The sequence below is a fragment of the Rhodococcus sp. P3_B8 genome (assembly GCF_056402775.1).
In genome coordinates, this window is record NZ_JBFUGT010000068.1 from 1 (window position 1) to 19143 (window position 19143).

The window sequence follows — 19143 nt, forward strand, 5'->3', positions numbered from 1 at the left end:
GGCTATCGGTCTCGACGCGATGATCCCCACGTGCCGCACGGTTCGCGACGCCTTCGACAGAGTGGAGAAAATCGCACACAGCTGATCGGAGTCGACATGCCCGGGAAGCAGTCCACTCGTGGGCATCCGAAGGCACGCGGGGCGGAGACCGTGCGTGTGCTTCTCGACACGGCCGGTCCGACGTATGCGTCCGAGTCGCACGTGACTTTGAAGGACACCCCGACGCCTCTTTTCCAACTGCTGACGCTGTCTTTGCTGCTGAGCGCGCGGATCTCCTCGGAGATCGCCGTCGCGGCGGCCAGGGAACTGTTCCGAGCGGGTTTGCGCAGCCCACGCGCGATGCGCGCGGCGGACCGTCGCATGATCATCTCCGCACTCGGCAGGGCAGGTTACGTGCGCTATGACGAGAGCACGGCTACCCGTCTACACGCCGCCGCGGTTCGAGTCCACGACGAGTACGGCGGTGACCTGCGCCGGCTGGCCCGCGCCAGCGATCAGGAGACCTCCGCCGCGATTCGGTTACTGACGGAGTTCGACGGAATCGGCCCGGTGGGCGCCGATATCTTCCTCCGGGAAGTTCAGGACGTATGGACGTGGGTGCGCCCCTACTTCGACACGCGAGCTACCGAGTCTGCGCGTGAATTGGGGCTACCGGACGATCCCGCCGCACTGTCCGCCCTTGCCTCGGAGGACCGAGTCGCGGAATTGGCGGCCGCCCTGGTGCGGGTCTCTCTCAATCCGCGACTTCGTGAGGAAGTGCGCGGCAATACGCGCTGAGAGCCGGCACTACTACTCCGCTCGGACTGCCTTCGACTCGCGCTCGTCGTCCTCGCGGAACATTGCTTCGATGCGGTTCTTGATCTCGACCGTGCTCATCGAGCCACGGGAGGGGGCGAAGCCGCGATTGCGAGCGGAGGTGGGCGTGGTGAAGGTGTTCATGTGACGTGCTTTCTGTCTTCTGCGCCGGCGAGTGCCGCGTAGTGGTCGAAGGGTGCGTCCGCGAGTCGGACGGTTAGATCAGGAGCGCGGCAAGTACTACGGCGGCCAGCACTGACACGGAGGTGGCGACTGCGACGAGGACGGATCCCGTCACGACGACGGCGGGCGCGGTTGCGGTTGCCGCCGAGACAGAGGCGATGTATACGGTCGGACGCAGCGTGTGGCGGTGTGGCGACTCCTCGGCAGGGGGCGGCGACATCGTGCGCTGATCGTCCTGGTGCACCGTGGTGCGGGTCATGTGTTGGCGTACCCCGTGGTAGCAGGAGTGACGTGAGTCACAAACTTACGAGTATGTTGTACATCACAACACGCCCCTCGCGCCAGTCGGTGCCATCTGCACCATGTGCGGGCCGGAGGGGATCATCGTCGAACGGTGGAGCAGTTGGCCGTCCGTGACGGAAAGCGACGATCGAAAAATTCCGTGCAGGGATGTCGAGAACCCGCGCGTCGCTTCGTCCCCGGAGTGAATACGGCCAGAATGGGCCGCACCGCACCAAGGAGAACATGATGGCCAAGTACCTGCTGCTCAAGCACTACCGTGGCGCGCCGGCATCGGTCAACGACGTGCCCATGGACMAGTGGACACCGGAGGARATCTCCGCCCACGTGCAGTACATGAACGACTTCGCCGCTCGGCTCGAGAGCACCGGCGAGTTCGTCGACAGTCAGGCACTCTCCCCGGAGGGCACGTTCGTCCGCTACGACGGCGAGGGGCGACCGCCRRTSACCGACGGCCCGTTCGCGGAGACCAAGGACCTGATCGCCGGCTGGATGGTGATCGACGTCGAGACCCACGAGCGGGCACTCGAACTGGCCGGCGAGCTGTCCGCGGCCCCGGGTGCGGACGGGAAACCGATCCACGAATGGCTCGAGATGCGTCCATTCCTGGCAGCCCCTCCGACCGTCCCGGAGTGCGGTTTTCACCACGGGTGATGACATGATGTCCCCCGATCCGCTGATCGCAGTGCCGAGGGCAGCTCGAACAAGGCCGACTGTCTAGTTCGTGGGCAAGAGTGGGCCAGAGTCGGCGACACTGCGGATGCACAGGATGAGCCGGAGGGCGTTCACCCCTTCTCGGGGTTGGTGCCTCCCTCCGGCTTTCTCTTGCGAGGCGCTCGCCGGCCATCCGTTTCTTCAGCTCCCGGCGGGCGCGTTGTTTCGGCGTCTCCTCGGGTTCGGGTTGCTCGTCGACGGGCGGGAAGTGCACGCGCCCCAGCTTGACGTCCGGGTGCACGACCAGCTCGGGCCGCCCGTTGTCGTCGGTGAACAGTCCGATCTTGAACCTCTTCAGCTTCGGTATGACCCGCAGCTGGACGATCCGCCGGCCGATGCTCCCGTCCGGGCGACGGTAACGCCCCTCACCGGCCGAGATCACCTCGAACCGCATCCCCCGCGGCAGCAGGTGTGCGGTGTCGGCGCAAGGGACGCGGTGCCAGCGATCGCCGAGATCAGTCGTTTGCGTGCAGAGCGGCGTTCAATTCCACGCCGGTGCCCTTCCACGGCACGACCTCGACGGCTCCCGACACGGAGTTGCGACGGAACAGCAGGTTGGACTGGCCGTTGAGTTCCTTGGCCTTCACGACGGTGCCGTCCGGCCCGGTGACCTTGGTGCCCGCGGTCACGTACAGGCCGGCCTCGAGGACGCAGTCGTCACCGAGCGAGATGCCCAGACCGGCGTTCGCGCCGAGCAGGCAGCGCTTGCCGACGGAGATGGTCTCCTTGCCGCCACCGGACAGGGTGCCCATGATCGAGGCGCCGCCGCCCACGTCGGATCCGTCATCGACGATCACGCCCGCGGAGATACGGCCTTCGACCATGGAGTTGCCGAGCGTKCCGGCGTTGAAGTTGACGAAGCCCTCGTGCATCACGGTGGTGCCGCTGGCCAGGTGGGCGCCGAGGCGCACGCGGTCGGCGTCGGCGATGCGGACGCCGGACGGGACGACGTAGTCGACCATGCGCGGGAACTTGTCGACACCGAACACGGTGACCACACCGCGGATGCGCAGRCGCGACCGCACCTTCTCGAAGCCCTCGACCGCGCAGGGRCCGAAGTTGGTCCACACCACGTTGGACAGCAARCCGAACAGRCCGTCGAGGTTGACGCCGTGCGGGGTCACGAGGCGATGCGAGAGGAGGTGAAGGCGCAGGTAGGCGTCGTGCGCGTCGGCCGGCGGCGCGGACAGGTCGGCGATGGTGGTGCGCACCACGACCTGGTCGACCTCACGCGCCTCGTCGGGTCCGGCGAGGAGTGCCAGATCGGAGGGGATGTCGCCACCCTCGATCCGCACGGTGCCCGCGCTGTCGAAGTTTCCCAGCTCGGGCGCCGGGAACCAGGTGTCGAGGACCGTGCCGCCGACGGTCACGTTGGCGATGCCTACTGCTGATGCTCCCTGTGTGCTCACGGCAGTAGAGGTTACTGCCTCATTACTCGGGCATTCCCAGCGGTCGTTATCGGGGCGTGATCGAATCGAAACCGAGCGGGTTCCGGGCGGGTGGGGGAGTATGCACGGGGCACGTGGGACACACCGGGAAAGGTCGTGGCAATGCGCATTTCGAGGTTGGGTCGATTCGTCGGAGGCGGCCTGCGGGCGGCGGCAGCGGGCGCACTGCTCGCGGGCATCGTGTCGGTGGTGGCGCCGCAGACCGCGTCCGCCGCCCCGGTGTGCCCGGGCGCCGGTCAGGCACCGGTTCTCGTGGGGCGGGTGCCGGGTGCGGCGCTCGAGGGAGTCGCCGTGGACGGCGGGGGTCGCCTCTACACGACGGACCTCGTGAGCGGGCGCGTGTTCCGCCTCGACGCCCCGGGAGCCCCCGCGGTCCCGGTCGCGACGGTGCCGGACGGCGGGGCCGGGGCGCTGGCCTGGGCGTCGGACGGCTCGCTGCTGGTGGGATACGGCGCGGACGCCCGCGTGTTCCTCGGCGACATCCTGCGTCCGGGCGCGATCGCGAAGCTGAACACCGCGACCAACGTGCTCACCCCGTTCGTATCGGGACTGAGCGCGGCCAACGGACTCGATGTCGCCGCCGACGGAACGGCATACGCCACCAACGACTTCGGAACCCAGATCGGGCGGGTGTTCCCCGACGGGCGGGTGGAACCCAACTGGGCGACGCTGCCCAGCGCCAACGGGGCGGTGCTCGGCGCGGACGATCGGTACCTCTACGTGTCGCGGACGTTCGTGAATCCGGGTGTGAGCCGGATCCCGTTGGCGAACCCGCGAGCGCCCGAGAGCATTCTCGACCTGTCCGGTCTCGACACGTTCGCCGCGCCCGACGGCCTGGCCCTGGACTCGCGAGGCCGTCCGGTGGTCCCGGCCAACGTGCGCGGCGAGATCTGGCGCCTCGACTCGCCGGGGCAGTACTGCGTGCTGGCGTCCGGTCTGCCGACGTCGAGCATGGTCGTCTACGGGCAGGGGTCCGGCGGCTTCTCGGCGGGACGGCTGTTCCGCATCGGTTTCGACGGTGCGATCTACGAGATCCCGGGCGGCGTCGACGGGTAGCAACGCCCGAGCGGGCGGACGGGTCGGCTTAGGGTGGACGGGTGAGCCCACTCGACCTCCACGCCGATCCCATCGACCTCACCGCCGCCCTGGTGGACATCCCGAGCGTCTCGCACGACGAGTCGGCGATCGCCGCCGCCGTCGAGTCGGCGCTGCGGGAGCAGACCACCGGCTTCGAGATCATCCGCAACGGCAACGCCGTGCTCGCCCGGACCGATCGGGGACTGCCGAGCCGGGTGATGCTCGCCGGTCACCTGGACACGGTGCCGATCGCGGACAACGTGCCCTCTCGGCGTGAGGGCGATCTCCTGCACGGATGCGGAACGGTCGACATGAAGTCGGGCGACGCGGTGTTCCTGCACCTCGCTGCCACGATCGAGAATCTCGCGCACGATCTGACCCTGGTGTTCTACGACTGCGAAGAGATCGCGGCCGTCCACAACGGGCTCGGACGGATCGAACGCGAGATCCCCGAGTGGCTGCGCGCGGACGTCGCGATCCTCGGCGAGCCGACCGGAGGCCTCATCGAGGCGGGGTGTCAGGGCACGTTGCGGGTGACGCTGACCACCCGCGGCACCCGCGCGCACTCCGCGAGATCGTGGCTGGGCGACAACGCGATCCACCGCTTCGCCCCGGTCCTGCAGCGGCTGTCGGACTACACCGCGCGGTCGGTGGACATCGACGGCTGCGTGTACCGGGAGGGGTTGTCCGCCGTGCGGATCGCAGGCGGCGTCGCAGGCAACGTGGTTCCCGACGCGGCGGAGATGGACGTCAACTTCCGCTTCGCCCCCGACCGCAGCGCCGAGCAGGCGATCGACCACGTGCGGGAGGTCTTCGACGGGATCGAGCTGGGTTTCGAGGTCACCGACCTGTCGCCGGGAGCCCTGCCCGGGTTGAGCGACCCGGCGGCTGCGGCCCTGATCGAGGCGGCGGGTGGCGAGTTCCGCGCCAAGTACGGGTGGACCGACGTCTCGCGGTTCTCCGCGCTCGGCATCCCGGCCGTGAACTACGGCCCCGGCGACCCGAACTTCGCCCACAAGCGGGACGAGCACGTGCCCGTGCAGCAGATCACCGACGTGACGACGGTGCTGCGCGCCTATCTGAGCGCCCCGTGACTGCCCGGTGCCCCGAACGGGTCACCCGCTAGCCTGGGGCGCATGGCACCCGAGAAGAACACTCACGGCCGGAAGTCCTCGTCCGTGAAGCACCGGGGTCCGGTGCAGTTGAGGCGCGCCCGCAAGGACGACACCACCACCACCGACGAGCGGTTGCTCGACGAGCGGGGATCGACCGACTGGGTGCACACCGACCCCTGGCGGGTACTGCGGATCCAGAGCGAGTTCATCGAGGGGTTCGGTGCCCTTGCCGAGGTGCCGCGCGCGGTCACCGTCTTCGGTTCCGCACGCACACCGGACGGCCACCCGGAGTACGAAGCGGCTCGGGCGCTGGGTGCGCGCCTGGCCGAGGCGGGTTACGCCGTCATGACCGGCGGCGGCCCCGGCGTCATGGAGGCGGCCAACCGCGGTGCCAGCGAATCGGGTGGTTACTCCATCGGCCTCGGTATCGAGCTACCATTCGAGGAGGGCCTCAACGAGTGGGTCGACCTCGGCATCAACTTCCGCTACTTCTTCGCGCGCAAGACGATGTTCGTGAAGTACTCGCAGGCGTTCATCTGCCTGCCCGGCGGGTTCGGGACGCTCGACGAGCTGTTCGAGGCGCTGACTCTGGTGCAGACGCGCAAGGTCACGAGGTTCCCGATCGTCCTGTTCGGCACCGAGTACTGGTCCGGGCTCGTGGACTGGTTACGGGGAACTCTCCAGCGCAGCGGCAAGATCTCGGAAGGTGACGTCAATCTCTTGCACGTCACGGACAGTGTGGAGGAAGCGGTGCAGATCGTCATACGGTCGCAGCAGGGTGTCGACGAAGCCGCCCTGCTCGGAACGGAGGATCAGTGGTGATGCCGAAAACTGTTCCGACGCAACCGTTCTCGGTGTGCGTCTACTGCGCGTCGGGACCCGTCGACGACCATTTCCTGGAACTCGCCGCCCGGGTCGGCACCGAAATCGGCAAGCGCGGTTGGCAACTCGTGTCCGGCGGCGGCAACGTCTCGATGATGGGCGCGGTGGCCGAGGCCGCCCGCGCCGCCGGGGCCACGACCGTCGGTGTCATCCCGAAAGCTCTGGTGCACAGGGAAGTCGCCGACGTCGACGCCGACGAGCTGGTGGTCACCGACACCATGCGCCAGCGCAAGCAGATCATGGAGGACCGGGCCGACGCGTTCGTCACGCTGCCCGGCGGTATCGGCACGCTCGAGGAGCTGTTCGAAACGTGGACCGCGGGCTATCTCGGCATGCACGAGAAACCGGTGGTCCTGCTCGATCCGCACGGTCACTACACGGGGCTGCTCGACTGGCTCGACGGGCTGCGGGGCGGCGGTTTCGTGGCGCAGCGCGCCCTCGACAGGCTGCTCRTCCGGGCCGATGTCGGGGAGGCGCTGGACGCCTGCGTGTCCTGAGCTGCCGTCCGGTCCGCGTCGTGGCGCACGTTGTTACTGTGCAGTAAGGTGACCTGACTCATACTGCAGGCCTGAGGGGATGTCATGCGTTCTGAAGCTCGTTCGACGATCGGGGTGGTCGACCTCGCGAGGCGGCTGCCGGCCATGATTCCGGAGCTGCCGATCATGGCGAAGGGGGTCCTCGGCCTGATCCGGACCCCCGACGCGAGGGAATCGATCGGCCTCGTCTTCCAGCGTGCCGCCGCCGCGCACCCGCGCCGCACGTTCCTGCGGTTCGAGGGCGAATCGCTGAGCTACCGGAACGCCAACATCCGCGTGAACCGCTACGCCCACGTGCTCGCCGACCTCGGAGTGGCACGCGGGGACGTCGTCGGGATCCTGGGCAAGAACTCGCCCGAGACGCTGCTCATCGCACTCGCCGCGGTCAAGCTCGGCGCCGCCGCCGGGATGCTGAACCACAACCAGCGCGGAGATGTACTTGCCCACAGCATCTCGCTGCTCGACAGCCAGGTCCTGGTGGTGTCCGAGGCGTGCGGCGAGGCCATGGACTCGCTCGACGAACCGCCCGCCGTGCCCTCGGTGCTCTACTTCGACGACCTCGACCGGCTCGCCGAGAAGGCCGAAGACGACAACCCCGAGGTGTGCGAGCAGATCCAGGCCCGGGAGAAGGCCTTCTACATCTTCACCTCCGGCACCACGGGACTGCCGAAGGCCAGCCTGATGAGCCACTTCCGCTGGCTCAAGAGCATGTCCGGGCTCGGCAACATGGGCGTCCGGCTGCGCGGCAGCGACGTCCTGTACTGCTGCCTGCCGCTCTATCACAACAACGCGCTGACGGTGTCGCTGTCCTCGGTGCTCGGGTCGGGTGCGACGCTCGCACTGGGCAAGCAGTTCTCGGCGTCCAAGTTCTGGGCCGACGTCGAACTGAACCGGGCCACCGCGTTCACCTACATCGGTGAGCTGTGCCGGTACCTGCTGAACCAGCCCGAGAAGCCCGGCGACCGCGACAACTCCATCCGGCTGATGGTCGGGAACGGTCTCCGCCCGGAGATCTGGTCCGAGTTCACCACCCGGTTCGGGATCTCCCGGGTGGCCGAGTTCTACGGCGCCAGCGAGTGCAACATCGCGTTCGTCAACGCCCTCAACGTCGACCGGACGGCAGGCATCTGCCCCCTGCCGCACGCCGTCGTCGAGTACGACGAGGACAGCGGATCCCCCCGGCGGCACTCCGACGGCAGGCTGCGGAAGGTACGCACCGGCGACGTCGGACTGCTGCTGTCGAAGGTGAYGGACCGGGCGCCGTTCGACGGATACACCGACGAGGAGGCCACCGACAAGAAGCTCGTCCGCGACGGCTTCGACGACGGCGACTGCTGGTTCGACACCGGCGACCTGGTGCGCCGGCAGGGCTGGTCGCACGTCGCGTTCGTCGACCGGCTCGGCGACACGTTCCGGTGGAAGGGGGAGAACGTCGCGACCACCGAGGTGGAAGGCGCGCTCCTCGCGCATCCCGCGGTCGAGCACGCCGTCGTCTACGGCGTCGAGATCCCCGGGACCGACGGTCGCGCCGGGATGGCCGCGGTGACGTTGCACGAGAACGAGAAGTTCGACGGTTCCGACGTCGCGGAGTTGCTGTTCCAGCGGCTGCCGTCGTACGCGGTGCCGCTGTTCGTCCGCGTCGTCGACTCGTTGGAACAGACGTCGACGTTCAAGAGCCGCAAGGTGGAACTCCGTAAGGAGGGCTACGACGTCGAGGACACCGACACGTTGCACGTGCTGTCCGGGCGCAGCGACGGGTACAAGCCCTCGTACGACGGGTACGTCGACGAAGTGGCGAAGGGTTCGCTCCCCAAGGGGTAATGCGGCTACGCCGCCCGTGAGTACTTCTTAACCGCCCGCCGTTAACAAGTACTCACGGGTGGTTTCGATTTCGCTGCGTGCAATATTGGTGACATGGCCGAGACAGACGTACCGCCCGCGCCCGACCACCCGTCGCCCACGCTGTGCGGGCGCCCCGTGGCGGTCGATCGTGCGCTCGTGATGGCCATCGTGAACCGGACACCCGATTCGTTCTACGACCGCGGTGCCACGTTCACCGATTCCGCCGCCATGTCGGCGGTCGACCGGGCTGTCGACGAGGGTGCCGACCTCGTMGACATCGGTGGTGTGAAGGCCGGACCGGGTGACGTCGTCGACGCGGCGGAGGAGACCCGGCGGGTGGTGCCGTTCGTGGCCGCGATCCGTGAGCGCTACCCGGAGTTGCTCATCAGCGTCGACACCTGGCGCAGCGACGTGGCCCGGCTGGCCGTCGCGGAGGGCGCCGATCTCATCAACGACACGTGGGCAGGCGCCGACCCTGCACTCGTCGAGGTGGCCGCGGAGACGGGCGCGGGCATCGTCTGTTCGCACACCGGGGGAGCGGTTCCGCGGACCCGGCCGTTCCGCGTCCGCTACGCCGACGTCGTCGCCGACGTCCTCCGGGAAGTGGTGTCGGCCGCCGAGAACGCGGCCCGGCTGGGTGTGCCCGCCGACTCGATCCTCATCGATCCGACCCACGATTTCGGGAAAAACACCTATCACGGGCTCGAGTTGTTGCGGCGAGTGGAAGATCTTGTAAATACGGGATGGCCAGTGCTCATGGCGCTGAGCAACAAGGACTTCGTCGGGGAGACTCTAGGGGTAGATCTCGTCGAGCGGTTGGAGGGAACATTGGCAGCGACAGCGATGGCCGCCGCAGGAGGCGCCCGTGTCTTCCGTGTCCACGAAGTTGCCCCCACGCGTCGAGTGGTGGACATGGTGGCCGCGATTCAAGGCCGGCGCGCACCGTCCCGCACCGTGCGGGGGCTGGCATGAGTGCCGTGGGGGCCCGGGCGGCCCGCACGATGGTGGCGGAGGAGCGAACCCCTCGCAGCTGGGCCGAGGCGAACAGCTGGGACCAGCCGTCGTGGAGCATCGCCGAACTCGAACGGGCCAAGGCTGGGCGCACCGTCTCGGTGGTCCTGCCGGCGCTCAACGAGGAGGAGACCGTCGCCGCGGTGGTGGACACGATCCACCCGCTGCTCGGTGGTCTGGTGGACGAGTTGATCGTGCTCGATTCCGGATCGACGGACCTGACGGCGGAACGTGCACGCGCGGCGGGCGCCACCGTCATCAGCCGGGAGGAGGCGGTGCCCGCGTTCCCGCCCGTGGCGGGAAAGGGCGAGGTGCTGTGGCGTTCCGTCGCCGCGAGCACCGGTGACCTCATCGCCTTCGTCGACTCGGATCTCATCAACCCGGATCCGGCCTTCGTCCCGAAGCTGCTGGGACCGCTGCTGACGGCCGACGGCATCCATCTCGTGAAGGGCTACTACCGCCGGCCGCTCCGCCTGAGCGGTACGGAGGACGCCAACGGAGGGGGCCGGGTGACCGAGCTCGTGGCGCGCCCCATGCTGGCCTCGCTCCGGCCGGAGCTGACGTGCGTGCTGCAGCCACTGGGCGGCGAGTACGCGGGCACCCGGGAGTTGCTGTCGGCGGTCCCGTTCGCCCCCGGCTACGGCGTCGAGATCGGCCTGCTGCTCGACACGTACGACCGTCTCGGACTCGGGGCGATCGGCCAGGTCAATCTGGGGGTGCGCAAGCACCGTAACCGCCCGCTGTCCGAACTCGGGGTTATGAGCAGGCAGATCATCGGCACGATGATGCGGCGCTGCGGGGTGCCCGACTCCGGGGCGGGTCTGACCCAGTTCCTGGTGGACGGCGACTCCTTCGTCCCGACGACGACGGACGTCGCGCTGGCCGATCGCCCGCCGATGAACACGGTGTGCCCCTGACCGCGCGCCCTGAGGAAGGTTGCTGTCGGACGTCCGTGACAGGATCGGGGCATGGTGACAGCCCTGCTCTATCTGCTCGTCATGGCGTTCGTCGGCGCGATGCTGTTCCTCGCCGCCAGTGCGGTGTTCGGCCGTTCCGAGGAACTCGCGCCCCTGCCGCCCGGCACCACACTCACGGCCCTGCCCGCCGAGGGTGTGACGGGTGCCGACGTGGAGGCGTTGCGTTTCCAGCAGACGCTGCGGGGGTACAAGGCCAGCGAGGTCGACTGGGCGCTGTCCCGGCTGGGCCGTGAAATCGATTCGCTGCGTGAGCAGTTGGCGGCGGTCGAAGCCGGGTCCGAACGGCCGGGTGATGCCTCGTGACAGCCCCCGACGACCGGGTGCGGTGCGCGTGGGCGGTCGACACGGACGGGTCCCGGCTGTACCGCGACTACCACGACCTCGAGTGGGGTCGTCCGCTGCACGGCCGCGACGAGTTGTACGAGAGGCTGTGCCTCGAAGCGTTCCAGTCGGGATTGTCGTGGATCACGATTCTCCGTAAACGCGAGGCCTTCCGGGCCGCGTTCGCCGGGTTCGATCCGGAGGCGGTGGCCCGCTACACCGAACGGGACGTGGCACGCCTGCTCGAGGACGCGTCGATCGTGCGGAACCGGGCCAAGATCGAGGCGTCGGTGAGCAATGCGCGGGCCCTCCTGGAGTTGTCGGACACCGACCTCGACACCCTGCTGTGGTCGTTCGCCCCGCCGCCGCGCCCGAGCCGCCTGGCCACCGTGAACGACGTCCCGGCGGTCACTCCGGAGTCCACCGCGATGGCGAAGGAATTGAAGCGCCGCGGGTTCAAATTTGTGGGCCCTACCACTGCTTATGCACTCATGCAGGCCACCGGGATGGTGGACGACCACGTCGCCGCCTGCTGGGTCCCGATCACCGCCTGAACTGCCGGTGGACCTGCCTATTCGTGACTCAGGTTCCCGGTACTCGTGTCCATAGGGAAGAATGGATGTCACAAGCCTCGCCGAGTGTTGGCGGGGTGCCAAAATTTGTCGAGGCGCAAGCAGGCAGCGCAGATCTGGAGGGAGCAGAGGATGGCGGCCATGAAGCCCCGGACCGGGGACGGTCCCCTCGAAGCAACCAAAGAGGGACGAGGAATCGTCATGCGGGTTCCGCTCGAGGGTGGTGGACGTCTGGTTGTCGAGCTCACCCCGGAGGAAGCTGCCGCACTCGGTGAAGAGCTCAAGGGCGTCACCAGTTAGTCGAGTGCGGAGAGAACCTCACAGGGCAGGCCCCGTCGCCGTTCTCGGTGCGGGGCCTGTTCCGTGTCCGGAACCGGGAGGCGAACGTTCGTGCTGGCCGATGTGACCGACCTGCTGGCGTGCCCGCAGTGCCGGTCTCGCGTGGAACTCGACGAAGGTACGATCCTGTGCGACCAGGGGCACGCCTTCGATGTGGCGCGGCAGGGCTACGTGAGCCTGATGACCGGGGCCGGCGGCAAGTTCGACGGCGACAGCCCCGAAATGATCGCCGCACGTGCCGACTTCCTCGGCGGCGGCAGCTTCGACCCGCTGATGGATGCCGTCGCCGACGCCGTGGTGGCGGGCACCGGACCCGGCGACGATCCCCGGATCCTCGAGATCGGCGCGGGCACAGGCCACTACCTGGCGCGCGTCCTCGACGCCGTCCCGACCGGCCGGGGAATCGGCCTCGACGTATCCAAGTACGCGGCCCGGCGCATCGCCAAGGCGCACCCACGCGCCGGAGCAGTGGTTGCCGACGTGTGGCAACACCTTCCGGTGCGGGACCACGTGCTCAGCCACGTCCTGTGCGTATTCGCGCCGCGCAACGCCGACGAGGCGCACCGGGTGCTCGCCGAGCGCGGGTCTCTGGTGGTCCTCACCCCCACGGAGCGGCACCTGGGGGAGCTCGTGGACCTGCTCGGCATGGTCCGGGTGGACGACCGGAAGGTCGAACGTCTCGGGGCAGCGATGTCCGGGCGATTCGAGCGCACCGACCACGTGGCCGTGGAGTACCCGATGTCTCTGTCGCACCTCGACGTGGCCCGGCTCGTCGGGATGGGGCCGTCGGCACGGCACCTCACCGCCGACCGGCTGGCGTCCTCGATCGCGGCGCTGCCGCAGGACTATCCGGTGACGGCGTCGGTGACGGTGTCCACCTACACCCGGCTCTGAGCTCGTCGCTCAGCGCCGGGACAGCGCGTCCTGGTAGACGTCGAGGGTCTGCTGCGCGATGGCAGCCCAGGAGAACTCGGCGATCGCCCGCGCCCGTCCCGCCTTGCCCATCGCCTGGGCGGTGCCGAYGTCGGCCGCGATTGTGTTGACCGCCTCGGCCAGCGCCTGTTCGAACGCCTCGGGCTCGTACGAGTTGTAGTGCACCAGACGGCCGGTGACCCCGTCCTCCACCACCTCGGGGATACCGCCGACATCGGACGCGACGACCGCGGTCTCGCAGGCCATGGCCTCGAGGTTCACGATCCCCAGCGGCTCGTACACGGACGGGCACACGAAGACGGTTGCGGCCGACAGGATCTCCCGCACCTGGTCGGTGGGGAGCATTTCCCGCACCCAGAACACGTTGCCCCGGTGTGCCGCGAGCGCGGCGACGGCCTGCTCGGTCTCGGCGGCGATCTCCGGGGTGTCGGGGGCTCCCGCGCACAGCACCAACTGGATTTCGGGCGCGAAGTGGTGTGCCGCGGCGATCAGGTGACCGACGCCCTTCTGCCGGGTGATGCGGCCGACGAACGCCACCATCGGCTGGTCCGGGTCGACGCCGATCTTCGCGAGGGCGGAGTCTCTCGGACCTGCGGGCCCCGCGTGCCAGACGGACGTGTCGATCCCGTTGCGCACCACGTGGACCCGGTGCGGGTCGACGAACGGATACGCGTCGAGGACGTCGAGTCGCATCCCGGCGCTCACGGCGATCACCGCGTCGGCGTGCTCCACGGCGTTGCGCTCGGACCACGAGGAGATGCGGTAGCCGCCGCCCAGCTGCTCCGCCTTCCACGGCCTCCGCGGCTCGAGGGAATGGGCGGTGAGGATGTGGGGCACGTCGTACAACGCGGACGCCAGATGGCCCGCCAGGCCGGTGTACCAGGTGTGGGAATGCACGACGTCGGCACCGGTCGCGGCGTCCGCCATACGCAGTTCGGCGGATAGCGTCGCGAGTGCCGGATTGGCCCCGGCCAGGGCGGGATCGGGGGTATGTACGACCGCTCCGATGCGCGGAGCGCCCATACAGTGCACGTCCACCTCACACAGCTGCTTCAACTGAGCAACCAGTTCGGTGACGTGTACACCCGCACCGCCATAGATCTCCGGTGGGTATTCCTTGGTCATCATCGCCACCCGCACCGGCCTAACGTAACCGTCCGGGCCGCTTCGGGCCACCGCTCTCGGACACATTCAGGTATCGGAGAAACCGTGACTCGGCGCTTCGCTGGCGGGGGGAGTGGCCGCCCGATAGGTTGACAGGGTGAGGAGCCAGCCACATGTGCTTGGAATCGTGCTCGCCGGCGGCGAGGGCAAACGTCTCTATCCGCTCACCGCGGATCGGGCGAAGCCCGCTGTGCCTTTCGGAGGCGCCTACCGGTTGATCGATTTCGTGCTCAGCAATTTGGTCAATGCGGGATACCTCCGCCTGTGTGTTCTGACGCAGTACAAGTCGCACTCGTTGGACCGCCACATCTCTCAGACGTGGCGACTGTCCGGGTTCGCGGGTGAATACATCACTCCCGTTCCCGCGCAGCAACGTCTGGGCCCGCGCTGGTACACCGGTAGTGCGGACGCGATCCTGCAGTCGCTGAACCTCGTCTACGACGAGGATCCCGAGTACATCGTGGTGTTCGGTGCCGACCACGTGTACCGGATGGACCCGGAGCAGATGGTGCAGCACCACATCGAGTCGGGTGCGGGAGTGACGGTGGCCGGAATCCGGGTGCCGCGCAGCGAGGCGTTCGCGTTCGGCTGTATCGACAGCGACGAGTCGGGCCGCATCGTCCAGTTCCTCGAGAAGCCGGCGCATCCGCCGGGAACCCCGGACGACCCCAACATGACGTTCGCGTCGATGGGTAACTACGTGTTCACCACCAAGGTGCTCGTCGACGCCATCCGGGCCGACTCCGAGAACTCCGACTCCGACCACGACATGGGCGGCGACATCATCCCCGCGCTGGTCGAGGCGGGCGAGGCGTCCGTGTACGACTTCAAGGACAACATCGTTCCCGGCGCCACCGACCGCGACCGGGGTTACTGGCGCGACGTGGGAACGCTCGACGCGTTCTACGACGCCCACATGGATCTCGTGTCGGTCCACCCGATCTTCAACCTCTACAACCGYCGGTGGCCGATCCGCGGTGAGACGGAGAACCTGGCGCCGGCCAAGTTCGTGCAGGGCGGTCTCGCGCAGGAGTCCGTGGTCGGGGCCGGGTGCATCCTGTCCGCGGCCACCGTGCGCAACTCCGTGCTCAGCTCCAACGTGATGATCGACAGCGGCGCGACGGTCGAGGGCAGCGTCCTCATGCCCGGTGTGCGCATCGGCAAGGGGGCCGTCGTGCGCCGCGCGATCCTCGACAAGAACGTGGTCGTCGGCGACGGCGAGATCATCGGCGTCGACCTCGAGCGCGACAAGCAACGCTTCGCCRTCAGCAACGGCGGCGTCGTCGCCATCGGCAAGGGCGTCTGGATCTAGCGGGAGGGCCTCGGAACGAACCGGGCTCTCAGAGCTTGGACGCGCAGAGCAGACCGTCGCCGATCGGCAGGAACACGCGGATCAGCTGGTCGTCCTCCGCGAGCGCCTTCGCGGCCTCGCGGACGGCGACGGTCGCCGCGTCACGCTGGCTCGGGTCGACGACCCGCCCGCCGTGCAGGGCGTTGTGCAGCACGATCGCGCCGCCCGGACGCAGCAGGCGAACCCCTTCACGGACGTAATGCGGGTGATCGACCGGTGCGCTGTCGACGAACACCAGGTCATACGCCCCGTCGGCGAGCCGCGGCAGAACGTCCAGCGCCCGGCCGTTGATGAGCCGCGTCCGGGCGGGTGCGATGTCGTTGGTGCGGAACGACAGCTTGGCGGCCCGCTGGTGCTCGGGTTCACTGTCGATCGTGGTGAGGACGCCGTCCTCGCGCATGCCCCGGAGCAGCCACAAACTGCTCACACCCGCGCCGGTTCCGACCTCGACGACCGTCTTGGCGTCCAGCATGCGGGCAAACAGGGCTAGAGCAGCACCGACCGCGGGAGGTACCGGACCGGCACCGAGGTCGTCCGCCCGCTCCCTGGCCGCACCGAGGGCCTCGTCTTCACGGACAGCCCCTTCTGCGTGGGTGAGTATCCGTTCGGCGTTTGTCTGCACGCACATGAGGCTATCGGGGTCTCGTCATCGCCGCTGCGAGGCGCGCTCGACAACAATGCCGCGACCTGCCCGGCCGCGATTCTCAGGAATACCTCAGCTTGCTCACACCGCACACATATCGCGGTGGGAAAGAGTATGTCCAACGCCAGATCCGAAGACCGCCCGGCGGGGAGATCACGACGACGGAGGAAAGTCCGAGAATCGGGGAACAAATCCCGGCCCTCGCGAGTTGACGCCTATACCACGTCCAGTGATCTGCGGTCCTGAGTAGGAGGATCCACTTAACTCGATGAGCAACCACACGATGGCTCCTGACGAGAGAAACACCGACGAGCAGCTGTCGGACGCCGAGCTGACGGGCACTGCTGTGTTCGATGCCACAGGCGAGAAGTCCGCCATGCCGTCCTGGGACGAACTCGTCCGCGAGCACGGCGACCGAGTCTACCGACTGGCCTACCGGCTGTCGGGCGACGCACAGGACGCCGAGGACCTCACTCAGGACACGTTCATCCGCGTGTTCCGTTCCCTGTCCGACTACCAGCCCGGCACGTTCGAGGGCTGGCTGCACCGCATCACCACCAACCTCTTCCTCGATATGGTCCGCCGTCGTAACCGCATCCGCATGGAAGCGCTCCCGGAGGACTACGATCGTGTCCCGGCCGACGGGCCGAACCCCGAGGAGATCTACCACGACGCCCGCCTGGACGCGGATCTGCAGGCAGCGCTCGATTCGTTGGCCCCGGAGTTTCGCGCCGCGGTCGTGCTGTGTGACATCGAAGGACTGTCCTACGAGGAGATCGGTGCCACACTGGGTGTCAAGCTCGGAACCGTGCGCAGCCGCATCCACCGCGGCAGGCAGGCTCTGCGCGAGCATCTGGCTGTGAACGGAAAGGTTGACTCCGATCAGATCGGCGTCGGGTAGTTACCAGGAGGGACGAATGACGCAGGGGCGTGTACCTCGCCAGTTTGGCTCCACCGAACACCTGGCGAGTGAGGCGATCGCCGCCTTCGTCGACGGTGAACTCCGCATGTCCGCCTATCTGCGCGCCGCCCACCACCTGTCGATCTGCGCCGAGTGTGCGTTCGAGGTGGACTCCCAGCAACAGGCCAGGCGTGCCCTGCGCCGCAGCGGCGACGTCGCCATGCCGTCCGGCCTCCTCGGTCTGCTGAGCCAGATCCCCAGTTGCAACCAGGGCGATCCCGCCGACAAAACCCCGTTCGACTCCCACACCCCGGATTCGCCGCTCACGAGCGCGTACTCGATCACGAGCCGGATCTGGTCCCGGCGTCGGCGCCGTTGAGCGCATCCGGACCGACGACGGCGGTGTCCGCGCTCAGCGAGGCATCGGTGATACTGGGGCGCGTGACTGACGCACACGAGGGGGACACGACAGCGTGACGGCGGATTACAAGACTCCGGGTTCCGATACGACGGCACCCGACGGTCCCGTGGCGGACGAGTCGGGCACGCTCCGCCCGGCGGACGCCCCACGGCTCGATCCGAGGCCCGTCTACCGGCCGCAGATCGACGCAGCGTCCAGCCGCGCATTCGGCCGGCCCGGTGGCGTCACCGGTTCCTTCGCCCCGTCGGACGCCCGGGGTGAGAGCGAACCCTCGGTGAAGGTCGGTGCCCCCGACCCCGTGCTGGCGGAGGCGTTCGGCCGGCCGGACGGCGAGGTCGACACCATTCAGCGTGATCCCAACGAGAAGCCCGCGACCCCGGCAGCCGAGGCGCCGCCCGCCGACCCCTGGCGTGATCCCGACGCGGGCGTCGAGCTGGGCTCCCCGGCGTTGCACGCCGAAGAACGTTCCCGCCCGCCCGCCCCCGCGCTCAGCGCCCGCGAAGTCCTGTTCGGCGGCAAGGTGGCGCCGAAGGCGCTCGTCGCGCTCGGCGGAATCGCACTCGCAATCGGTCTGGTCGGCGGCCTCCTGGCCGCCGTGATCACCGCCGATCGCAGCTCGCTCACCAGCCAGAGCGTCACCCTCGTCCAGGGCGGCGGCGAGGACGACCTCGGCCAGTCGCCCGTCGCGCAGGTCGCGGACGCCGTGCTGCCCGCCGTCGTGTCCATCCAGGTGGCGGTCGGCGACCAGGGCAGTACCGGTTCGGGTGTCGTCATCGACGGCGCCGGCTACATCGTCACCAACAATCACGTCATCTCCGCCGCGGCCACCGCCCCCGACGGCGGCAAGATCCAGGTGATCTTCTCGGACGGAACCAAGGCCGACGCCCAGATCGTCGGTCGCGACATCAAGACCGACCTGGCCGTGCTCAAGGTGTCCGCCGACAACCTGACGGTCGCGGAACTCGGCAAGTCCGGCGACGTGCAGGTCGGTGAGGACGTCGTCGCCGTCGGATCGCCCCTCGGGCTCAGCAAGACCGTCACCCGCGGAATCGTCAGCGCCCTGCATCGTCCGATGCGACTGTCCGGCGAGGGCTCCGACACGAACGCCGTCATCGACGCCGTCCAGACCGACGCCGCCATCAACCACGGCAACTCGGGTGGCGCGCTCGTCGACGACACCGGCCGGGTCATCGGCATCAACACCGCCATGCTCAGCGAGTCCGGCGGTTCGGTGGGTCTCGGCTTCGCAATTCCCATCGACGACGTCACGACGGTCGCTCAGACCCTCATCCGGGACGGCAAGATGCACCACCCGGACATCGGCGTCAATGCCCGCACCGTCGTCAACGACAACACCAGCGGCGCCCAGGTGGCCAATGTCCGTTCGGACAGCCCGGCCGCGCGCGCAGGGGTCGTCGAGAACGATGTGATCGTCAAGGTCGGTGACCGCACGGTCACCAGCGCCGACGAACTGGTCGTGGCCGTCAACCTGCAGAAGATCGGCGAACCCGTCCGGGTTCAGCTGATTCGCGAGGGCCGACTCGTCGATGTCGACGTGACCCCGGCCTCCGACTGACTCGAGAGGTTGCTGTGAGATCGCTCCGTCACCTGGGCACAC

General features: G+C 68.3%; 22 protein-coding genes. 17 read left to right on the forward strand and 5 right to left on the reverse strand.

The window, feature by feature from the left end; translation table 11 throughout:
- The first annotated feature begins 96 nt into the window (after positions 1 to 96).
- On the forward strand, positions 97 to 777 hold the full coding sequence (locus tag AC1D1G_RS21270; RefSeq protein ID WP_283332459.1) for an HhH-GDP family DNA glycosylase: 681 nt from the start codon (positions 97 to 99) through the stop codon (positions 775 to 777).
- Positions 778 to 789: 12 nt separating this feature from the next.
- Here AC1D1G_RS21270 and AC1D1G_RS21275 read toward each other — a convergent pair whose 3' ends face one another.
- Together AC1D1G_RS21275 and AC1D1G_RS21280 are read right to left on the reverse strand one after the other, a co-directional pair.
- On the reverse strand, positions 790 to 939 hold the full coding sequence (locus tag AC1D1G_RS21275) for a hypothetical protein (protein ID WP_283332460.1): 150 nt from the start codon (positions 937 to 939) through the stop codon (positions 790 to 792).
- Between the two features lie 73 nt (positions 940 to 1012).
- On the reverse strand, positions 1013 to 1237 hold the full coding sequence (locus tag AC1D1G_RS21280) for a hypothetical protein (RefSeq protein WP_477953577.1): 225 nt from the start codon (positions 1235 to 1237) through the stop codon (positions 1013 to 1015).
- Between the two features lie 269 nt (positions 1238 to 1506).
- On the opposite strand from AC1D1G_RS21280, the gene AC1D1G_RS21285 reads away from it, so the two are divergent.
- Positions 1507 to 1932 (forward strand): YciI family protein, encoded by a 426-nt coding sequence (locus AC1D1G_RS21285; protein WP_477953579.1) that lies wholly within the window; start codon positions 1507 to 1509, stop codon positions 1930 to 1932.
- A 515-nt stretch (positions 1933 to 2447) separates the two neighbouring features.
- Here the strand turns inward: AC1D1G_RS21285 and dapD are convergent.
- Positions 2448 to 3401, reverse strand: coding sequence for a 2,3,4,5-tetrahydropyridine-2,6-dicarboxylate N-succinyltransferase (gene dapD, locus AC1D1G_RS21290; RefSeq protein ID WP_283331737.1), 954 nt, complete (start codon positions 3399 to 3401; stop codon positions 2448 to 2450).
- A gap of 141 nt (positions 3402 to 3542) precedes the next feature.
- On the opposite strand from dapD, the gene AC1D1G_RS21295 reads away from it, so the two are divergent.
- The 11 genes from AC1D1G_RS21295 (at position 3543) to AC1D1G_RS21345 (ending at position 13006) form a co-directional block, all read left to right on the forward strand.
- Positions 3543 to 4496 (forward strand): SMP-30/gluconolactonase/LRE family protein, encoded by a 954-nt coding sequence (locus AC1D1G_RS21295; protein WP_283352379.1) that lies wholly within the window; start codon positions 3543 to 3545, stop codon positions 4494 to 4496.
- A 41-nt stretch (positions 4497 to 4537) separates the two neighbouring features.
- Positions 4538 to 5611, forward strand: coding sequence for a succinyl-diaminopimelate desuccinylase (gene dapE, locus AC1D1G_RS21300; protein WP_005239228.1), 1074 nt, complete (start codon positions 4538 to 4540; stop codon positions 5609 to 5611).
- Positions 5612 to 5653: 42 nt separating this feature from the next.
- Positions 5654 to 6454 carry an LOG family protein gene (locus AC1D1G_RS21305; RefSeq protein ID WP_095867262.1) on the forward strand — a complete coding sequence of 267 codons (801 nt, stop codon included), beginning with the start codon at positions 5654 to 5656 and terminating at the stop codon, positions 6452 to 6454.
- Positions 6454 to 7011 (forward strand): LOG family protein, encoded by a 558-nt coding sequence (locus AC1D1G_RS21310; RefSeq protein WP_477953580.1) that lies wholly within the window; start codon positions 6454 to 6456, stop codon positions 7009 to 7011. The genes AC1D1G_RS21305 and AC1D1G_RS21310 overlap by 1 nt, the downstream gene beginning before the upstream one ends.
- A gap of 84 nt (positions 7012 to 7095) precedes the next feature.
- Complete coding sequence (locus AC1D1G_RS21315; RefSeq protein ID WP_477953582.1) at positions 7096 to 8871, forward strand: long-chain-acyl-CoA synthetase; 1776 nt, start codon at positions 7096 to 7098, stop codon at positions 8869 to 8871.
- A 93-nt stretch (positions 8872 to 8964) separates the two neighbouring features.
- On the forward strand, positions 8965 to 9864 hold the full coding sequence (gene folP / locus AC1D1G_RS21320; protein ID WP_280783497.1) for a dihydropteroate synthase: 900 nt from the start codon (positions 8965 to 8967) through the stop codon (positions 9862 to 9864).
- Positions 9861 to 10820 carry a glucosyl-3-phosphoglycerate synthase gene (locus AC1D1G_RS21325; protein ID WP_011598038.1) on the forward strand — a complete coding sequence of 320 codons (960 nt, stop codon included), beginning with the start codon at positions 9861 to 9863 and terminating at the stop codon, positions 10818 to 10820. Before folP ends, AC1D1G_RS21325 begins: the two co-directional genes overlap by 4 nt.
- Positions 10821 to 10871: 51 nt before the next feature.
- A complete protein-coding gene (locus AC1D1G_RS21330; protein WP_283332883.1) occupies positions 10872 to 11183 on the forward strand; it encodes a DivIVA domain-containing protein in 312 nt (103 codons plus the stop codon).
- Positions 11180 to 11755: a DNA-3-methyladenine glycosylase I gene (locus AC1D1G_RS21335; protein WP_283332884.1), complete on the forward strand. Its 576-nt coding sequence runs from the start codon at positions 11180 to 11182 to the stop codon at positions 11753 to 11755. The genes AC1D1G_RS21330 and AC1D1G_RS21335 overlap by 4 nt, the downstream gene beginning before the upstream one ends.
- 150 nt (positions 11756 to 11905) lie before the next feature.
- A complete protein-coding gene (locus tag AC1D1G_RS21340; protein WP_003936084.1) occupies positions 11906 to 12073 on the forward strand; it encodes a DUF3117 domain-containing protein in 168 nt (55 codons plus the stop codon).
- A 90-nt stretch (positions 12074 to 12163) separates the two neighbouring features.
- Positions 12164 to 13006, forward strand: coding sequence for a putative RNA methyltransferase (locus AC1D1G_RS21345; RefSeq protein ID WP_283332885.1), 843 nt, complete (start codon positions 12164 to 12166; stop codon positions 13004 to 13006).
- 9 nt (positions 13007 to 13015) lie between these two features.
- Here the strand turns inward: AC1D1G_RS21345 and glgA are convergent, their stop codons facing one another.
- Complete coding sequence (gene glgA / locus AC1D1G_RS21350) at positions 13016 to 14185, reverse strand: glycogen synthase (RefSeq protein ID WP_477953587.1); 1170 nt, start codon at positions 14183 to 14185, stop codon at positions 13016 to 13018.
- Positions 14186 to 14306: 121 nt separating this feature from the next.
- Here glgA and glgC point away from each other — a divergent pair, with 121 nt between their 5' ends.
- Positions 14307 to 15521, forward strand: coding sequence for a glucose-1-phosphate adenylyltransferase (gene glgC, locus AC1D1G_RS21355; RefSeq protein ID WP_477953584.1), 1215 nt, complete (start codon positions 14307 to 14309; stop codon positions 15519 to 15521).
- A 28-nt stretch (positions 15522 to 15549) separates the two neighbouring features.
- On the opposite strand, the gene AC1D1G_RS21360 is transcribed toward glgC, so the two are convergent.
- Positions 15550 to 16188, reverse strand: coding sequence for an O-methyltransferase (locus AC1D1G_RS21360; protein ID WP_005239255.1), 639 nt, complete (start codon positions 16186 to 16188; stop codon positions 15550 to 15552).
- A gap of 283 nt (positions 16189 to 16471) precedes the next feature.
- Between AC1D1G_RS21360 and sigE the strand changes: the two genes are divergently transcribed.
- From sigE to AC1D1G_RS21375, 3 genes are all read left to right on the forward strand, one after another.
- Entirely contained in the window at positions 16472 to 17104 is a 633-nt protein-coding gene (gene sigE / locus AC1D1G_RS21365) for an RNA polymerase sigma factor SigE (RefSeq protein WP_005239257.1), read from the forward strand.
- 16 nt (positions 17105 to 17120) lie between these two features.
- Entirely contained in the window at positions 17121 to 17483 is a 363-nt protein-coding gene (locus AC1D1G_RS21370; protein ID WP_283332888.1) for an RNA polymerase subunit sigma-70, read from the forward strand.
- Between the two features lie 94 nt (positions 17484 to 17577).
- Positions 17578 to 19101, forward strand: a complete 1524-nt coding sequence (locus tag AC1D1G_RS21375; RefSeq protein WP_105412773.1) for a S1C family serine protease — start codon at positions 17578 to 17580, stop codon at positions 19099 to 19101.
- Positions 19102 to 19143: the final 42 nt, after the last annotated feature.

Coding starts and splice junctions, on each gene's coding strand:
- AC1D1G_RS21325 (WP_011598038.1), top strand. CDS start 9,861: ATGAGTGCCGTGGGGGCCCGGGCGGCCCGCACGATGGTGGCGGAGGAG.
- sigE (WP_005239257.1), top strand. CDS start 16,472: ATGAGCAACCACACGATGGCTCCTGACGAGAGAAACACCGACGAGCAG.
- AC1D1G_RS21370 (WP_283332888.1), top strand. CDS start 17,121: ATGACGCAGGGGCGTGTACCTCGCCAGTTTGGCTCCACCGAACACCTG.
- AC1D1G_RS21340 (WP_003936084.1), top strand. CDS start 11,906: ATGGCGGCCATGAAGCCCCGGACCGGGGACGGTCCCCTCGAAGCAACC.
- AC1D1G_RS21275 (WP_283332460.1), bottom strand. CDS start 939: ATGAACACCTTCACCACGCCCACCTCCGCTCGCAATCGCGGCTTCGCC.
- AC1D1G_RS21280 (WP_477953577.1), bottom strand. CDS start 1,237: ATGACCCGCACCACGGTGCACCAGGACGATCAGCGCACGATGTCGCCG.
- AC1D1G_RS21330 (WP_283332883.1), top strand. CDS start 10,872: ATGGTGACAGCCCTGCTCTATCTGCTCGTCATGGCGTTCGTCGGCGCG.
- AC1D1G_RS21270 (WP_283332459.1), top strand. CDS start 97: ATGCCCGGGAAGCAGTCCACTCGTGGGCATCCGAAGGCACGCGGGGCG.
- AC1D1G_RS21305 (WP_095867262.1), top strand. CDS start 5,654: ATGGCACCCGAGAAGAACACTCACGGCCGGAAGTCCTCGTCCGTGAAG.
- AC1D1G_RS21295 (WP_283352379.1), top strand. CDS start 3,543: ATGCGCATTTCGAGGTTGGGTCGATTCGTCGGAGGCGGCCTGCGGGCG.
- AC1D1G_RS21360 (WP_005239255.1), bottom strand. CDS start 16,188: ATGTGCGTGCAGACAAACGCCGAACGGATACTCACCCACGCAGAAGGG.